Annotated in this window: 23 protein-coding genes and 1 pseudogene; all 24 read left to right on the top strand. The window is 32.7% G+C overall.

Annotation, left to right across the window (positions count from 1 at the left end; translation table 11 throughout):
* Positions 1–49: 49 nt before the first annotated feature.
* Positions 50–832, top strand: a complete 783-nt coding sequence (locus tag N7U66_RS20750) for a metallophosphoesterase (protein WP_267676765.1) — start codon at positions 50–52, stop codon at positions 830–832.
* Between the two features lie 17 nt (positions 833–849).
* Positions 850–1,221, top strand: coding sequence for a metallophosphoesterase family protein (locus N7U66_RS20745; RefSeq protein ID WP_267676764.1), 372 nt, complete (start codon positions 850–852; stop codon positions 1,219–1,221).
* A 706-nt stretch (positions 1,222–1,927) separates the two neighbouring features.
* Complete coding sequence (locus N7U66_RS20740) at positions 1,928–2,863, top strand: hypothetical protein (RefSeq protein WP_267676763.1); 936 nt, start codon at positions 1,928–1,930, stop codon at positions 2,861–2,863.
* A gap of 125 nt (positions 2,864–2,988) precedes the next feature.
* Positions 2,989–3,240 carry a type II toxin-antitoxin system ParD family antitoxin gene (locus N7U66_RS20735; protein ID WP_267676762.1) on the top strand — a complete coding sequence of 84 codons (252 nt, stop codon included), beginning with the start codon at positions 2,989–2,991 and terminating at the stop codon, positions 3,238–3,240.
* Positions 3,233–3,533 (top strand): annotated as a pseudogene (locus N7U66_RS20730) (type II toxin-antitoxin system RelE/ParE family toxin). The gene N7U66_RS20735 and the pseudogene N7U66_RS20730 overlap by 8 nt, the downstream one beginning before the upstream one ends.
* A gap of 224 nt (positions 3,534–3,757) precedes the next feature.
* A complete protein-coding gene (locus tag N7U66_RS20725) occupies positions 3,758–5,119 on the top strand; it encodes an SLATT domain-containing protein (protein ID WP_267676761.1) in 1,362 nt (453 codons plus the stop codon).
* 149 nt (positions 5,120–5,268) lie between these two features.
* A complete protein-coding gene (locus tag N7U66_RS20720; RefSeq protein WP_267676760.1) occupies positions 5,269–5,580 on the top strand; it encodes an ATP-binding protein in 312 nt (103 codons plus the stop codon).
* Positions 5,580–5,795, top strand: a complete 216-nt coding sequence (locus tag N7U66_RS20715; RefSeq protein WP_267676759.1) for a hypothetical protein — start codon at positions 5,580–5,582, stop codon at positions 5,793–5,795. The genes N7U66_RS20720 and N7U66_RS20715 overlap by 1 nt, the downstream gene beginning before the upstream one ends.
* Positions 5,786–6,292 carry a hypothetical protein gene (locus N7U66_RS20710; RefSeq protein WP_267676758.1) on the top strand — a complete coding sequence of 169 codons (507 nt, stop codon included), beginning with the start codon at positions 5,786–5,788 and terminating at the stop codon, positions 6,290–6,292. The genes N7U66_RS20715 and N7U66_RS20710 overlap by 10 nt, the downstream gene beginning before the upstream one ends.
* Positions 6,293–6,517: 225 nt before the next feature.
* On the top strand, positions 6,518–7,183 hold the full coding sequence (locus tag N7U66_RS20705) for a hypothetical protein (protein ID WP_267676757.1): 666 nt from the start codon (positions 6,518–6,520) through the stop codon (positions 7,181–7,183).
* Positions 7,146–7,880, top strand: a complete 735-nt coding sequence (locus N7U66_RS20700) for an SLATT domain-containing protein (protein ID WP_267676756.1) — start codon at positions 7,146–7,148, stop codon at positions 7,878–7,880. Before N7U66_RS20705 ends, N7U66_RS20700 begins: the two co-directional genes overlap by 38 nt.
* Before the next feature lie 150 nt (positions 7,881–8,030).
* Positions 8,031–8,606 carry a hypothetical protein gene (locus N7U66_RS20695; protein ID WP_267676755.1) on the top strand — a complete coding sequence of 192 codons (576 nt, stop codon included), beginning with the start codon at positions 8,031–8,033 and terminating at the stop codon, positions 8,604–8,606.
* A gap of 389 nt (positions 8,607–8,995) precedes the next feature.
* Positions 8,996–9,253 (top strand): M48 family metalloprotease, encoded by a 258-nt coding sequence (locus tag N7U66_RS22765; protein WP_390886604.1) that lies wholly within the window; start codon positions 8,996–8,998, stop codon positions 9,251–9,253.
* Positions 9,216–9,815, top strand: a complete 600-nt coding sequence (locus N7U66_RS20690) for a hypothetical protein (protein WP_267676754.1) — start codon at positions 9,216–9,218, stop codon at positions 9,813–9,815. Before N7U66_RS22765 ends, N7U66_RS20690 begins: the two co-directional genes overlap by 38 nt.
* A complete protein-coding gene (locus N7U66_RS20685; protein WP_267676753.1) occupies positions 9,739–10,191 on the top strand; it encodes a hypothetical protein in 453 nt (150 codons plus the stop codon). Before N7U66_RS20690 ends, N7U66_RS20685 begins: the two co-directional genes overlap by 77 nt.
* 175 nt (positions 10,192–10,366) lie before the next feature.
* Entirely contained in the window at positions 10,367–10,777 is a 411-nt protein-coding gene (locus tag N7U66_RS20680) for an SRPBCC family protein (RefSeq protein ID WP_267676751.1), read from the top strand.
* Between the two features lie 109 nt (positions 10,778–10,886).
* A complete protein-coding gene (locus tag N7U66_RS20675) occupies positions 10,887–11,192 on the top strand; it encodes a DUF1801 domain-containing protein (protein WP_267678567.1) in 306 nt (101 codons plus the stop codon).
* A gap of 147 nt (positions 11,193–11,339) precedes the next feature.
* Positions 11,340–11,852, top strand: a complete 513-nt coding sequence (locus tag N7U66_RS20670) for a DUF6933 domain-containing protein (RefSeq protein ID WP_267676752.1) — start codon at positions 11,340–11,342, stop codon at positions 11,850–11,852.
* A gap of 161 nt (positions 11,853–12,013) precedes the next feature.
* Positions 12,014–12,424, top strand: a complete 411-nt coding sequence (locus tag N7U66_RS20665) for an SRPBCC family protein (RefSeq protein ID WP_267676751.1) — start codon at positions 12,014–12,016, stop codon at positions 12,422–12,424.
* Between the two features lie 109 nt (positions 12,425–12,533).
* Entirely contained in the window at positions 12,534–12,839 is a 306-nt protein-coding gene (locus N7U66_RS20660; RefSeq protein ID WP_267678567.1) for a DUF1801 domain-containing protein, read from the top strand.
* A 96-nt stretch (positions 12,840–12,935) separates the two neighbouring features.
* Complete coding sequence (locus N7U66_RS20655) at positions 12,936–13,544, top strand: hypothetical protein (protein WP_267676750.1); 609 nt, start codon at positions 12,936–12,938, stop codon at positions 13,542–13,544.
* A 73-nt stretch (positions 13,545–13,617) separates the two neighbouring features.
* On the top strand, positions 13,618–14,373 hold the full coding sequence (locus N7U66_RS20650) for a hypothetical protein (RefSeq protein WP_267676749.1): 756 nt from the start codon (positions 13,618–13,620) through the stop codon (positions 14,371–14,373).
* Between the two features lie 622 nt (positions 14,374–14,995).
* Positions 14,996–15,250 carry an FUSC family protein gene (locus N7U66_RS20645; RefSeq protein ID WP_267676748.1) on the top strand — a complete coding sequence of 85 codons (255 nt, stop codon included), beginning with the start codon at positions 14,996–14,998 and terminating at the stop codon, positions 15,248–15,250.
* Between the two features lie 5 nt (positions 15,251–15,255).
* Complete coding sequence (locus N7U66_RS20640; RefSeq protein WP_267676747.1) at positions 15,256–15,975, top strand: DUF3667 domain-containing protein; 720 nt, start codon at positions 15,256–15,258, stop codon at positions 15,973–15,975.
* The last annotated feature ends 1,986 nt before the right edge of the window (positions 15,976–17,961 follow it).

Here is a 17,961-nt window from a genome sequence, read left to right as displayed (position 1 = left end):
TTACTGTTGAAAGTAGTTTTGTCTGTATCAATTATAAAAAACAACAGAAATGAAAAAAAGAATATTTAGATACCTAAAGCATTTACTTTTAACACTTTTAGTTTTGAGCGCTTTTGGGGTGCTTTTTGGTTTATATCACGGAGCAAGCTTACATTATGGAGATCACCCTTTAATGTACACTATAGGTAATGAAGGTCCTTATGTTTTTTATGAAAATGATAGCACGGTAAGCGTCAACTACATTAAAGGAAATAAAGATGATGGCTTTTATGTTGATAAAAAGGAACATTCAAGTACTTCTGAAGTTTCTGCAACCAGTTATTTTCAAATAGATTCTTCACAATTCAATTTTACAATTAAACATAACATTACAAGTCCAAAGACCACTTATACGGATGGGAATCCTATTATAGCACTCTCGGATATTGAAGGGGGTTATAAAACCTTTCGAGATTTCCTTATTACTAATAAAGTGATTGACACACAATTAAACTGGACTTTTGGTAAGGGCCATTTGGTCTTGGTTGGTGACTTTATGGATAGAGGTTGGTCTGTGACACAGGTGCTGTGGTTTATTTACAAATTGGAGCAAGAGGCTGAAAAACAAGGCGGTTATGTACATTTTATTATTGGAAATCACGAGCTGAAAAACATGCAAGGCAATTTTGATTCTGCAGCAGAAAAATATTTAGCCGCCGCAAGAATATTAGAAAAAAAACAATCAGAATTATACGACACCAACTCATTTATTGGAAAATGGTTGTCTAGTAAAAATGCCATAGAATTAATTAATGGAAATTTATTTGCGCATGGGGGTCTTCACCCGAAGTAGCCGATTTAGATTTAAGTTTGAAGGACATCAATGACATTATTAGAGCCCAGTACTACACCGCCTATTACCCAAAAACAAAGCCATCCAACGCTCAGCTATTAACCTCAAACAAAACGGGGATTTGTTGGTATCGCGGGTATTTTAAGGATGATTTGACACAAGACGTTGTGGAGCTTGGATTAGATAAATTTAAGGCAAAAGCTATAGTGGTTGGGCACACATTGCAATCGAAAGTAAAAAAATTACACCAAGGAAAAGTGATAGGAATTGATGTGCATCATCCAAAAGATTACCATAAAAACTGGCCAAACCAAGATTCTGAAGGTCTGTTAATTTCTAACGGCAACTACTATCGTGTATTTGCCGATGGAGAAACCAGCGTTTTATAAAATGAGTTTGTGGTAAATTAGATTCATACTCATTTCAAGACATGGATCAATATAAATAAGTTGTGCAAGATTCGAGTTAGTTTAAAAGGTAACGCAATCAATAGTAAACAGAATCGACAAGCAAAAAATTTAATAAAAACGATGTACACCATTTTAGGACTTAGAGCATCGATTAAAGTTATACTAAAACACTAGTGTGCTCATGGTCCTAAATCAACGGCTATAGACACCGGTCTACTACAGGAGATTTTATTCTAATAAAAATTCCTTAGCTTCGTGTAAACATATAAAAGATATAATAAACATATGTTCGTTATATCTTAAATTAGCGGTATAATGAACATTATGTTCATTATACCATTGTTAGCCCACATGCCCACTCGGCTCGAAAAAAAATCCTAAAGTTGCTTAAAAGTAAAAAAACAACACTTCTCACCTGCTCACTCAACCTATTTCGGATAAAACACAACGCGACACTGTTGCGACGGACTGATTTACGTTGCGGCAAAACTGTATGCGTAAAAGATTAAAAAATGATTACTCAAGCGTTTTCTGACCTTAGCAAAACGCAACTCTTACGACGGATTGCTATTATAAACGGCATATCTTAACCTTCAAAATATAAAATCAATAGCTATCTTTAAAACAATACTTTGCGAAACTGGAGTTCCAACTGTGATGAAATAAAATAACGTGGGCTAACAAGGTGTATAAAAAATTGCTAATTTGGGCTAGCACAATGGTAGTTGCTTGTTTGCTTGCTTCTGATTTTCCTACGGAAAATCCCCGCACTCAAACTACGCAACTTATCATACACGAACCGTTATGTGCAAATAAAAAAACTATGAAAATAAAGCTTACTATACTTTTTATAATATTTGTTTCAATCCAATTATTCGGACAAAACGAATCCGAAAAAGAAGAAAGTCTTAGAGTTAAAAACCGGATTGGTGAAAAACTGACTTATGAATTTAATTTAGAGACAAATGATAGCATTTTGATTGATCAAGATTTCTATAATAAAAACGGAAAGCATATTAAAGATTTACGATTTAATGAAAAAGGTGAAATAAGATATAGCTATACCATTGAACACAATTCAAAAGGGTTAATGGAAAAACAAACAGGTTATAAATTTGGAGAAATTTCAACTATTCTTACATATAAATACGACGAGAATGGCAATAGAACAGATAACTTCCAACATAAGCGAGATGGAACTTTGTTAATTCATCAAAAACGGACGTATAACAAAAAGAACTTAAATACTGAACTTCATAACAAACGAAAAAACAGCGAAGACTATTTTAGAAGTAGTAAGTACTATTACAATAAAGACGGTAAATATTCAAAAATAAAGTCTTTCAATCCTAACGGTAAATTAATTCGTTTATCAGAATATGAATATGACAAGAAAGGAAATAAGTCAAAAGTTTATAATATTAAGAATGGTAATAAAGATTTAACAGTTTCGTATGAATATGATGATAAAAATAATTTAATTAAAAGATTGTTTATAAAATCAAATAAGCATATTGAATATAAATACGATAATGAAAATAACCTAATCGAAGAAAAAACTTTCGAAAAGAATATATTAACTAAAAAGGTTAGGTTTAGTTACAAAAAAATCAGCACATAACAATTTGTATAATGCATATGCACCCTTCGGGATGCAAACGCACCATACAAGAGCCGTTGTGTGCAATTTGAGAAATTTGGTGATTATACCAATTTTTGGTATATTTGATGTAAATTAGTACTCAAATGAATAAAAACACATCAATATCACTCGGAAATTATTTCGACCAATTTGTGAAAAGTAGCATAAGCGAAGGAAGATTTAAAAACGTTAGCGAAGTTATTCGTGCAGGATTAAGACTTTTAGAAGAGGAAGAAAGTAAAGTCATTGCATTAAAAAAGGCAATTCAAGAAGGAATTGACAGCGGAATAGCTCACGACTTTGACCCAAAAAAACATCTTGAATCTTTAAAAGCGAAAAAGCACTCGAATGGCTGAATATAAGTTAACCAATAAAGCTGTTGAGGATTTATCAAAAATTTGGGATTACACTTTTGAAGTTTGGTCGGAAAAACAAGCTGACAAATATTACGCAGAACTGATTTCTAATTGCCAAGAAATTGCCGAAAACCCGAGACATAGGGAAATTCTACGATGGAATATCAAAGCAACTTCACGGAATGAGTGCAAATCGACATATAATATTCTACAGAACTTTGAACGAAAATTATGTTGAAATAACGAGAATATTGCACGAAAGAATGGATTTGAAGAAAAGAATAGCTGAATAAAAACTGCACACAACACGGTGTATAATTAATTGCTTTGGCAATTGCCTATTTGGAAAATTCCTTCGGAATTTTATCAAATACGTTTAAGTTTACTAAATTAGTTGCTTAACATGCAACTAACCATACACATCAACGTTAGCTTTAATTAACCAATATGACGAAAAATTCCTTTGACTTTGAAAAACTACTAGATTCCGTTAACTCTTGTTACGCAGAATCAGTAAGTGTTTTTCTTCCATCGATTTCAGATTTTCCGAGAAAACACTTTTGATTTTCAAGGGATAAATGAAAATCAATTAAAAATTTTCCAAAAAGCTACTAAAAATTTATATTTAAAATCTGTCTGTAATAGATTAATAGCTATATCTAAAATACAAAATGCAAAAGAACAGAATATTCAATTTGATATTAAAGAAGTTTGGAACCTTCTATACCTTTCTATTTCAAACTTACCTGATGGTAGTATAATTTCTTCAGTTGGTTCTCAAGGCTTTCTATCTATTCCTTTATATAGATATCTAAAAGACATGGCAGAATTTGAATTTATTAGGCTTCATATTTGGGACGACAGTTTAAATCAGCATATCTCAACTGACAATAGAAAAAAATTCAGTATTCACTCACATGCCTTTCATGCGCGTAGTTGGATTTTAGCTGGTTCTATATTAAATGAAAGATATTCAGTTAACACAACATCACATAAAAAAGAAAATTCTCTATTTGAGATAAAATATAACAAAACTGTTCGTAAAGTAAATAAGCACACCTCTAATGCAGTAAATACTAAAACCAACGTAGAAATAAAGAAAATTTCTAAAGAACAATATTTCCCTTTTAGTTCTTATGAAATCAATGCAGGCGATTACCATAAGTCTCGTACATTAAGTGAAGATGGTTTGAGTGCCTCAATATTTTCTTTTACGGCAAAAGATGGAAATGTTCCAAAATCTTTTGTCGTAGGACCTAGCGAAATTGAAAATTCTAAAATCAATAGAAAAACCCAAATTGACCCAACTTATCTATTAGAAAAACTTGACTCAAAGATCAATAATTTAGGCGCAAGTCAAAGACTTATGATTTTGGACTGGATGAGGAAAGTTCATCAATTAGAATATGCACATAGATATGAATCAATAAAATGGTCAAACCGACATTTATGGATTGGTTATCCCGCATTCATAATCTCCTTACTTATCGCATTTTCTTTTAGATTTCCATGGGATACAATAACTCATGACTTTGGTATTCATTGGTATACAAATCATGGATTTTACATTGCTTTTCTAACTTCATTTGTTGCCTTATTTACAGGATATCAAACTTTTGTTCGCCCAAATGAAAAGGCAGTTGTTCATAAGAATACTGGACAGCATCATGAAAAAGTTCGTCATCAACTGGAATATATTTTAACTTCAGAATTGGATAAAAAAACAAGAAATAAAAAACTTGAATTGATAAGGAAAGAATGGGAATCTATTGACTCAATAAATGTTTCTTACAAAAAATTCAAAGAAGGTAAGGATATGGTAAAATCCTTTAAGAAATACCCTGAAGAACTTGGGTTTATAAAAGACAGAATAAAATAACTAAAGCTAACAATGGCTATAAGTAATTGCTTGTTCTCGCCTACTTCTGAAAATCCTCACGGATTTTCAGATTGGTGCGTAGTTGCAAAGTTAAGTACTAAACCACGCAACTACTCATAGCCGGAGACGTTACCTGCAATTTAAAAAAAATGATAGACAGAGAAGAAATTGTTGAATTATTGAGAATTAAAGCAAATGGAAATCTGTATCATCGAGAAGGTCAAACTGTTGAATTTAAAGAACAGTTTAATTTTGCTGGTTTAGCGGATTATTTCAAAGACTTCTCTGCCTTTTCTAATAATAAAGGTGGTTATCTGATTTTTGGGATTACTGATAGTCCAAGAAAAGCAACAGGACTTTCTGACCAATCAGAAAATCAATTTGAAAAAATTGACCCGAAAAAATTAGTGGTTATTTACTTGATATTTTTTCGGGACATATTGAATGGGAACAAGAATTAATGGAAATTAATAATTTAAATTTTGGGGTATTTAAAATTACTGAAGCAAATGTAAAACCCATAATTGCAAAAAAAGATGAAGGGAAAGATAACCATATAAAAAATGGAGAAATTTATTTTAGATATGGTGGTAGAACACAAAAAATAAGATTTCCGAACTTGAATCTATCATTAATCATAGAATTGAAAAAAACAATAATTCTTGGATGGATTTAGTAACTAAAATCGGAAAAGCAGGACCACAAAATGCTGCAATATTAGACACAGAAAAAGCATTAATTGAAAAAGGAAATAATCAATTAATGGTAATAGATGAACGATTAGCGAAGAAATTAACATTCATTAAAGAAGGAGAATTTACTGAGAAAAAAGGAGCGAAAACTCTTCAATTAGTTGGAGACATAACACCAATTGACCAAGTAGATGTCGTTCGTAAGGTTAAAGAAAATTTAATTAAACGTTACCCTTTAACATCGATACAAGTCGCTGACAAAGTTAAAGAAATTTGTCCTGAATGTACTCGTAACGAAGTTTGGAGAATAATAAGAGAGAATAATCTAAAACAGAATTTCGATTATTCAGCGTATAATTTCAGATCAAAAGAACACGAGGATAGATATAAAGAAACCGGAGAAATTCCAAATGGAACAGCAAGCATATTTAATCCAAATTCAATAGAGTTTATAACTAACATTTGGAAACAAGAAAAATAAAAAACTGCAGGTAACACCGTATATAATTTATTGCTGGCTTCTCGCCTACTTACGAAAGTCCTCGCGGACTTTCTTGGTCGGTTATTATTTACTAAATTAGTTGCTTGAAACACGCAACAAACCATATACAATCACGTTAGCTTTAATTAACCAATATGACGAAAAATTCCTTTGACTTTGAAAAACTACTAGATTCCGTTAACTCTTGTTACGCAGAATCAGTAAGTGTTTTTCTTCCATCGATTTCAGATTTTCCGAGAAAACACTTTTGATTTTCAAGGGATAAATGAAAATCAATTAAAAATTTTCCAAAAAGCTACTAAAAATTTATATTTAAAATCTGTCTGTAATAGATTAATAGCTATATCTAAAATACAAAATGCAAAAGAACAGAATATTCAATTTGATATTAAAGAAGTTTGGAACCTTCTATACCTTTCTATTTCAAACTTACCTGATGGTAGTATAATTTCTTCAGTTGGTTCTCAAGGCTTTCTATCTATTCCTTTATATAGATATCTAAAAGACATGGCAGAATTTGAATTTATTAGGCTTCATATTTGGGACGACAGTTTAAATCAGCATATCTCAACTGACAATAGAAAAAAATTCAGTATTCACTCACATGCCTTTCATGCGCGTAGTTGGATTTTAGCTGGTTCTATATTAAATGAAAGATATTCAGTTAACACAACATCACATAAAAAAGAAAATTCTCTATTTGAGATAAAATATAACAAAACTGTTCGTAAAGTAAATAAGCACACCTCTAATGCAGTAAATACTAAAACCAACGTAGAAATAAAGAAAATTTCTAAAGAACAATATTTCCCTTTTAGTTCTTATGAAATCAATGCAGGCGATTACCATAAGTCTCGGTACATTAAGTGAAGATGGTTTGAGTGCCTCAATATTTTCTTTTACGGCAAAAGATGGAAATGTTCCAAAATCTTTTGTCGTAGGACCTAGCGAAATTGAAAATTCTAAAATCAATAGAAAAACCCAAATTGACCCAACTTATCTATTAGAAAAACTTGACTCAAAGATCAATAATTTAGGCGCAAGTCAAAGACTTATGATTTTGGACTGGATGAGGAAAGTTCATCAATTAGAATATGCACATAGATATGAATCAATAAAATGGTCAAACCGACATTTATGGATTGGTTATCCCGCATTCATAATCTCCTTACTTATCGCATTTTCTTTTAGATTTCCATGGGATACAATAACTCATGACTTTGGTATTCATTGGTATACAAATCATGGATTTTACATTGCTTTTCTAACTTCATTTGTTGCCTTATTTACAGGATATCAAACTTTTGTTCGCCCAAATGAAAAGGCAGTTGTTCATAAGAATACTGGACAGCATCATGAAAAAGTTCGTCATCAACTGGAATATATTTTAACTTCAGAATTGGATAAAAAAACAAGAAATAAAAAACTTGAATTGATAAGGAAAGAATGGGAATCTATTGACTCAATAAATGTTTCTTACAAAAAATTCAAAGAAGGTAAGGATATGGTAAAATCCTTTAAGAAATACCCTGAAGAACTTGGGTTTATAAAAGACAGAATAAAATAACTAAAGCTAACAATGGCTATAAGTAATTGCTTGTTCTCGCCTACTTCTGAAAATCCTCACGGATTTTCAGATTGGTGCGTAGTTGCAAAGTTAAGTACTAAACCACGCAACTACTCATAGCCGGAGACGTTGTGGTTAATTAAAAACTGAATGCAAAAGACAAAAAAATATATTAAAATCCTGATTTTTGTGATATCAATTTTAGGTTTTCTTGATTTAATTATAAATCCAAAACCCTTTCATTTTTTAGGAACAAAATTGAATTTTGCAACTTCTCTTTTGTCTATAATCGGACTTCTTATTTTGACCTTAAAAGAGATTTTAAATGATAGATTTCAGATTTCAGAAAAAATCTTGAGTGGAATTAAAATCGGAATTTTGATTCTATTTCTGATTTATCTAAATGTATTTTTAAAATGGTTCACTTTTGTTGGTTATGTGGACTATATTGTCGTGACTTATTTGACTTTACCAATAATATTTATTTTGAGAGACATTATACCCGACACAATAAAATCAAAAAATTTAACATTAATCGGATTTTTATTATTGTTGCCGACATTAATTTATTTTGGGTTATTTTACGAGGCATATGAAGACTACTCAAGTGACGGAATGCCAATAATGTTTGTTCATCAAAGAATTAGAAATTGGATTTGTTACATCGGAATAGCATTAATTTTGACATCTATAATAAGAAAAAAAACTAACCACAACACCGTATAAAATTAATTGCTTGGTACGAGCCTGCTTACGAAAATCCTCGCGGATTTTCTATTCGGTTTGTATTTGCTAAATTAGGTGCTTAACCACGCAACTAATCTTATACAACAACGTTGGCATTCATTACAGAAACTAATCGACCAAATGAAGAACATATTTTTATTATTAATTTTTGTTTTTCTTTTTCTAGTAAGTTGCAAGGAAAAATCAAAAGAAAATAAATCATCCGAAGTAAATGTTGAGCAACCGAAAAGTTTTAACGACTCGGAAAAATATCAAAATTAGAAAATGGTTGCAATTTTAATAATTCTGCAAATGAAGATGAAATCGAAATATTTTTTCCTAACGAAAAAGAACTTGACGAATTAAAAAGTATTACGAGTTTTTCAGGGTTGCCTCTTAACTTTAAAATTTATCGAGCTAACATAAACAATGCTGTCGCAACAATAATTAATGACGAGAGATATATTTTATATGACTCAAAGCTCTTAGACCTTGCAAATAATCAGACTGCTTCATTTTGGAGCTCAATTTCAATATTAGCACACGAAATTGGACATCACCTATCAGGTCATACTTTAAATCAAATGACTGATAATCACACAGCGGAACTTGAAGCAGATAAATTTTACTGGATTCGTACTTTATAAAATGGGAGCTTCTTTGGAACAAGCGACAAAAGCTATTTCAACGATTGGTTCTAATTATGATACCGAAAGCCATCCATCAAAAAGCAGAAGGATTAAAGCTATTTCAAATGGTTGGAATGAAGCATATAAATTAGACTATCGTTCTGCAATTCCACCACCTTTGAAAGACAATCCAAATTCATTCGGAGAATACACAATGGAAATGCTAAATAATGAAGAAAATGTAGCATTTTATAACGGAATAAATAGTGAATACGATTTTATGTATGGTGTAATTACTGACTCTGAAATATCAAATGGACAAGTAAGTAATTTTATTGTAGAAGTTATTAAAACAGGTAAAGAATGGGAAAAGAGTGTTGGCTCATTAAATGGAAGACGAATTACAATAAATCTCGATAATGGATATGGAATTGATATGTGTCGTGCTTGTGAAAGACAATTTAAAGAACTCATTAAAGCTGGGAGAAGAATTAAATTCGCGTTTGAAGAAGGGAGACCGAGATGGTGGTTCAAGTTTAACTGGAGTGTTTTTTGCTTCCTATGTAAAAGCAATAAATGAGGAAGAAATAGATTTTTATTTAAGGAAATCTAACTCTTCCGGAATAAATAAAATCATAAATGACTTCCTAATTGCAGAAGAAAATCGAAATATAGAAAATATCTTGTCCTACTATTCAAATGATACTAAAAGGTATTGGAATATATATAATCCAAGTAAAACTGAAATCGAAAATCAATACAGAAATGCCTGGAAACATACAATAAACGCTCAAAATATAGTTAAGAGTATTTCAAAAGTAAGTGCTAACACATACATATTAAATACAAACTTTAGATTTTATGACCTGAAAAAACAACAGTATAAATCAATAAACAGTAAAGTTCGTTTTGTATTTGACGACAATAACAAAATAGTTGAAACAAGCGGAATATAAAAATAACGAAATGCCAACAATGGCTATAAGTAATTGCTTGTTCTCGCCTACTTCTGAAAATCCTCGCGGATTTTCAGTTTGGCGTGTACTTGCAAAGTTAAGTGCCAACCCACGCAACTACTCATAGCCGAGACCGTTGGCGTGCATTTAAGCAGAACTCAAAAAAACAATGGAAATGGAAAGAATAACTGTAAAAACTTCTGTTAAATCTAACATTGATAAAGTTTGGGAATATTGGACAAAACCCGAACACATCACGAATTGGAATTTCGCAACAGACGAATGGTGTTGCCCAAACGCTGAAAATGACCTAAAACCAAATGGAAATTTCTCTTGGCGAATGGAAGCGAAAGACGGAAGTATTGGATTTGACTTTACAGGAACCTATGACCAAATAGTAGACAAAGAACTGATTTCATACAAAATGTCAGACGGAAGAAAAGTCGACATTGAATTCACGCAAAACGGAAATGAAATTGAAGTCAACGAAACCTTTGATGCGGAGGGAATAAACACGGACGAACAACAACGTGCAGGATGGCAAGCAATACTCGGAAATTTTAAAAAATATGTAGAATCGGAATAAAAAGAAATGAAATCGGAAAGCGTAAAAAATTGGATTGACGGAATTAAGCCTGAACACGGTGCAATGGCACAAAAAGTGGATACTTTAATAAAAGAGCTAATTCCGTGAAATTCAGTTTACTACTAAATGGCATAAACCATCACAACCACTTGGAGTACCTTTCTATGGACTAACTGACAAAGGTTGGATAATTGCAATGTGGTCATTTAAGAATGAATTTGCTCTTGGTTTCATTGCAGGAACACTTTTGGACCCTGAACCGCCAGTAACAAAAATGTCAGGACCTTGGAATCGGAACTCGGAATACAAAGCGAGAAGAATAGATATTAAAAACGAATCGGAATTTGATGAAAAACAAATCCGCTCTTGGATAATGCAAGCTAAAGAACTTCCAGGATGGGCAAAAATTGAATAAAACGACACGCCAACAATGTGTATAAGTAATAGCGGTTTAAGTGATAAAACGAAAGATTAAATATAGAGCAAAGGTCAGTATAAAACCGAAAGGTTTGTGAGTAAAAATCCGCTACTACTCATACACGAGACCGTTATGCACAAGTGAATGACAACACCAATTTACATATCAAAAAAACTTGAAAAACTTGTGTCAAAGTATGTAAGCCAACCAACTATAGAATCGATCTCAAAACTCGGAAAATGGAATGGGACTGTTTTCTATGTCAACCGAAAAAAGTGTTGGCTAATTGTAAACGCTGAAACTAAATTTTCTCTTATAATTCCGGATCTCAAAGCTTCTGACATTAAAAATTTTCAAAATGTATTCCTGGATAACCTATACAGCCAATTTATTTACGAAAATATAATCTTAGATTTTAAAGAATTGAAGAGATATATTGGAGAAATAAATATTTTGCCGACTGATGGTGATCGCAAAACAATTGGAACTCAAAATTATTATCTTGAAAATATTGAATATTGGAAATATGAATATGGAACATTTGAAAATATGCCTTTCCGCGATATAGCCAAAAGATTAAATTTCACGCCAACCGAAGTTTTTAAATGGAAGAATCCACGGGAAGTAATGATTACAAAAATAAAGACCTGTGCATAACAATGTGTAAAAATAATTGCTTGGTTCTCTATTACTCGGAAAATCCTAACGGATTTTCCTCCAGTTCGTTCCATTTTTACTATTTTAGTGGCTTATCAACGCAACTATCCTTACACGTAACGTTGGCGTGCATTTAAGCAGAACTCAAAAAAACAATGGAAATGGAAAGAATAACTGTAAAAACTTCTGTTAAATCTAACATTGATAAAGTTTGGGAATATTGGACAAAACCCGAACACATCACGAATTGGAATTTCGCAACAGACGAATGGTGTTGCCCAAACGCTGAAAATGACCTAAAACCAAATGGAAATTTCTCTTGGCGAATGGAAGCGAAAGACGGAAGTATTGGATTTGACTTTACAGGAACCTATGACCAAATAGTAGACAAAGAACTGATTTCATACAAAATGTCAGACGGAAGAAAAGTCGACATTGAATTCACGCAAAACGGAAATGAAATTGAAGTCAACGAAACCTTTGATGCGGAGGGAATAAACACGGACGAACAACAACGTGCAGGATGGCAAGCAATACTCGGAAATTTTAAAAAATATGTAGAATCGGAATAAAAAGAAATGAAATCGGAAAGCGTAAAAAATTGGATTGACGGAATTAAGCCTGAACACGGTGCAATGGCACAAAAAGTGGATACTTTAATAAAAGAGCTAATTCCGAGAAATTCAGTTTACTACTAAATGGCATAAACCATCACAACCACTTGGAGTACCTTTCTATGGACTAACTGACAAAGGTTGGATAATTGCAATGTGGTCATTTAAGAATGAATTTGCTCTTGGTTTCATTGCAGGAACACTTTTGGACCCTGAACCGCCAGTAACAAAAATGTCAGGACCTTGGAATCGGAACTCGGAATACAAAGCGAGAAGAATAGATATTAAAAACGAATCGGAATTTGATGAAAAACAAATCCGCTCTTGGATAATGCAAGCTAAAGAACTTCCAGGATGGGCAAAAATTGAATAAAACGACACGCCAACAATGTGTATAAGTAATAGCGGTTTAAGTGATAAAACGAAAGATTAAATATAGAGCAAAGGTCAGTATAAAACCGAAAGGTTTGTGAGTAAAAATCCGCTACTACTCATACACGAGACCGTTGGCAACAAGCTGAAAATGATAAACTCCGGAACATATAAAGATTACTATTGGATTGAAATATTATCCGAAAAGTACGATATGAATTCACTGATTTCTAAATTTCCTGAACTTATTATCGATAAATATCTTTCAATAGTTTCATTCGACAGCGACTCTTTCCTGCCGACCGAATCTGAATTGAAAAGGGGCTGGACTTATGAAAATGAAATTGCTTATTTCGATGAAATGACAGAATTTGAATTATCTCAAAAATCATTGTTTGACATTTATGATCAATGGCTAATTTTTGAGAAAAAGCAAAGGTTTAAAGCAATGGAAATTTTTGTCAATTATGGTGGATTTTCAACCGACTTAAACGAATCTCGGAATGAATTGGAATTGGCGGACACAAAGCGTTTTTGGAATCAAATTGAGGAAATAAAACCTTCAAGATTTATTCTCAATGGAGATAAACTGATTTTTGGAACGATTAAACAAACTGAATTTGAAAAAGTAAAAGCCAGTTGCCAACAATGTATAACCGCAATTACGGCGGATTCGACTACGTCCAAATCCACTCGGAATTGCTAAAGTCAGTGCTAAACCGTAAATAATCGCTAATTTAACCCGTAACTGACGGTTATACGAAACCGTTACCACACATATGACCAATAATAATGTTCGGAATAAAAAGAAAAAATTACCGATTACCAAAGAAGACAAAGTTTGGGTTGACGAAGACCTGAATTGGTTGCGAACTGAATTTGGAGAAGAGCATTTTATGGAAATCCGAACTGTAACACCAACAAAAGATTTCTACGATAGAACTTTTGACGGAACTGAAAAAGATGCAGAATTCATACTCAAACGGACAATGGAACTAATGAATATTCGAGATACTGAAATAAAACTCGAATTCTTCTCAGACCAACCAGTTGAAATGGCGGACGGAACAATATTAACGACACCAGCAGATATAGATGGAAGTTGGGATAGTGCAAGTGGAACTTATCAGCAAACGGAAAACGAAACGATAATATCAATCGAAAGAGGACAATTAAAAAACCCTATTTCATTAATAGCAACGATTTCACACGAATTGTCGCACCAAATTTTATTGGGAGAAAACCGAATAGAAGAAAATGACGAATTTTTGACTGACTTTACAGCAATAACTTATGGATTCGGAATTTTTATTGGCAATTCGCGATTTAGTTTTTCGTCATTTAATACGAATGGCGGATTTGGTTGGCAATCGAGTAGTCAAGGCTATTTACCCGAACAGATAATAGCTTATACTATGGCTTGGTTATCTAAAGAAAGGAGTGAAAAAACTAATTACAGTCAATACTTAAATAAATCAATGAATAAATATTTTGAACAGAGTTTTGAATATTTAACTGAACAAAAAACTGAATAAATACGTGTGGTAACAATGTGTAAATATAATTGCTTGGTTTTCTCTTACTCGGAAAATCCTGCGGATTTTCCTCCGGTTCGTTCCATTTTTACTATTTTAGTGGCTTATAAACGCAACTATCCTTACACGTAACGTTGTGTACAATGGCTCACTCGGCTCAAAAAAAAACCAAATTCGCTAAAACTAATACTCTAAAGCATTAATTTTTATCAAAAAAATTAACACGTAATTATTACGCAAAATAACGGTTTGTAAACGGATTAAATAGCAAAACGGAGCAATACGCAACGGAACTACCACTCAATCGCTTTCTGACAACTTAAATGCGCAACTGTAACGGACTACAGCTCTGCTCCTATTACGTATAAAAACATGACTCTAAAAGTGCTGTTTAAAGCAAAAAGCAATATTGACAACGGATACCACTCGGTGTGATAAATGGAATAAAAAATATAAAGCACTGTACACAACAGTGTGTAAATATAATTGCTTGGTTCTATCTTACTCGGAAAATCCTAGCGGATTTTCCTCCTCGTTCGTTAATATTTACTATTTTAGTGGCTTAATCACGCAACTATCCTTACACTTAACGTTAGCTGCAATTAGAACAACCGAAATACGAATGAACAAAAAAGAATTAAACAAATTAACTGACGAGGATTTATTGAAGGAATCTAAAAAAATTAAAACTACCCAGATTATTGATGCAACCTTAATTGGAGTTTTGATAGGTATTTTAATTTACAGCATTACAGCAGGTAACTTTAGTTACTTTTTTGGCATAATTCTTTTGTATGCAGTTTATAAATTGTCAAACAAGAACGAATACAAGAAATCCGAAATTGATAGCCTTTTAAAAGAACGTAATTTAAAATAAGAATTGTGCGTTTGTGTAAAAAATGTAATATTGAAATAACTCAAAATTATTGCCCGATTTGTGGTAATCCAAATTCACTTAAACGAATTGACGGAAAATACATTGCAACCGAAATAGGAAGTGTTTTAAACTTTGACAAAGGAATACTTTATACCGTTAAGGAATTAATATTGAGACCTGGTAAAGCTGTTAAAGAATTTATTCTTGAAGACAGAAAAAGACTAGTCAAACCAATACTTTTTTTAATAGTCTGTTCAGTGATATATACAATCGCTCAACAGTTCTTGGAATTTGAGGACGGTTATATAAATATGAATTTTGATCATTGGAATGATAGAATTATCGGAAAAATATTCAATTGGATTTCAAAAAATTATGGGTATGCCAATATTTTAATGGCTGTTTTCATAACAATATGGATTAAACTATTTTTTAGAAAATACAAGTATAATCACTATGAGATATTCATTTTACTCTGCTTCACAATGGGAATTTCAATGTTAATATTTGCATTGTTCGGTATTGTTGAAGGGATTATTGATTATCCTGTTTTGCAGTATGGAGCCAACATTGCCATAATTTATACAGCTTGGGCAATAGGACAGTTTTTTGATGGTAAAAAGAAATTGAATTACTTGAAAGGTATCTTGAGCTATTTTTTAGGAATGATAACTTTTATGATAGTGGTTGTTTTAACAGGAATTATTGTGGAAAAAATAATATAACAGCAGCTAACACGGTATAAAAATAATAGCGGTTTAATCGTTTAAACAAAAGAAAGTAAATATAAAAAGGTCTGTGTTTAACAGAAAAGTTAGTGCGTCAAAATCCGCTACTATTCTTATACTAGACCGTTAGCCCACATGCCCACTCGGCTCGAAAAAAAATTCTAAAGTTGCTTAAAAGTGATTTAAAAATAAAAAAAACAACGCTTCTCACCTGCTCACTCAACCTATTTCGGATAAAACACAACGCGACACTGTTGAGACGGACTCTTTAACGTTTCGGCAAAACTGTATGTGAAATAAAATATCATACTCAATCCTTTTCTGACATCAGTAAAACGCAACTCTTGCGGCGGATTTATATAGCAAACGGCAAATCGTAACGCACAAAAGATAAAATCAATAGTAGCACGTAAAACAAAACTCTGCGGAGCTGCAAAGCCATATGGAGAAAAATAAAATAACGTGGGCTAACAATGTGTAAAATAAATACTACTTTTATGGCTTAACCTAAAGGTTGTTCGTGTTAGCTTGCTTCGGATTTTCCTACGGAAAATCCCCGCACACTAACCCGTACTTACCTTACACGAACCGTTAGCCCACATGCCCACTCTGCTCGAAAAAAAATCCTAAAGTTGCTTAAAAGTAAAAAACAACGCTTCTCTCCTACTTACTCAACCGATTTCGGATAAAAGCACAACACGACACTCTTGCGACGGACTGATTTACATTGCTGCAAAACTATATGTGTAAAAGATTAAAAAAGGATTACTCAAGCGTTTTCTGACCATAGCAAAACGCAACTCATACGGCGGATTGATATAGCAAACGGCAAATCGTAACTCACAAAACTTAAAATCGATAAGTACATAAAACAAAACTTTGCGGAGCTGGAAAGCCATCCGGAGAAAAATAAAATAACGTGGGCTAACAATGTGTAAAATAAATACTACTTTTATGGCTTAACCCAAAGGCTGTTCGTGTTAGCTTGCTTCGGATTTTCCTACGGAAAATCCCCGCACACTAACCCGTACTTACCTTACACGAACCGTTGTGTACAATGCCTCACTCGGCCGGAAAAAAAAATAAAAATAATTAAATTTTAGTGGTTTAAGTCCAATAAATTCTAACCCAAGTAAAACGTAATTAGGTGCGCAACTAAACGTGTTTTTATGGATAAAAAAGCGGATTATAAAAGGATATACAAATCGGTGTGCAACTGTTGCGCGGACTTATGCTCTACTCCTATTGCGGATAAAAATAGTCCTCTAAAACTGCTGATTAACGCAAAACGCAACGTTGCGAACGACTGACCTTCTAAACGGCAAAGCAAACCGCAAAAAATAAATAAAGCACTGTACACAACAAGGTGTAAAAGTAATTGCTTGGGCTGTGCTTCTCGGAAAAATCCTGCGGATTTTTCCTCCGGTTCGGTTTTGTTTACTATTTTAGTGGCTTATCAACGCAACTACCCTTACACAAACAGTTGTGTACAATGGCTCACTCGGCTCAAAAAAAAACCAAATTCGCTAAAACTAATACTCTAAAGCATTAATTTTTATCAAAAAAATTAACACGTAATTATTACGCAAAATAACGGTTTGTAAACGGATTAAATAGCAAAACGGAGCAATACGCAACGGATCTACCACTCAATCGCTTTCTGACAACTTAAATGCGCAACTGTAACGGACTACCGCTCTGCTCCTATTACGTATAAAAACATGACTCTAAAAGTGCTGTTTAAAGCAAAAAGCAATATTGACAACGGATAACACTCGGTGTGATAAATGGAATGAAAAATATAAAGCACTGTACACAACAGTGTGTAAAAATAATTGCTTGGTTCTATCTTACTCGGAAAATCCTAGCGGATTTTCCTCCGGTTCGTTAATATTTACTATTTTAGAGGCTTAATCACGCAACTATCCTTACACTTAACGTTGTGTACAATGCCTCACTCGGCCGGAAAAAAAATAAAAATAA

Origin of the sequence: Lacinutrix neustonica, assembly GCF_026625145.1 — a bacterium.
Taxonomy (GTDB): Bacteria; Bacteroidota; Bacteroidia; order Flavobacteriales; family Flavobacteriaceae; genus Lacinutrix; species Lacinutrix neustonica.
This window is presented reverse-complemented; position numbering and strand designations above follow the sequence as displayed.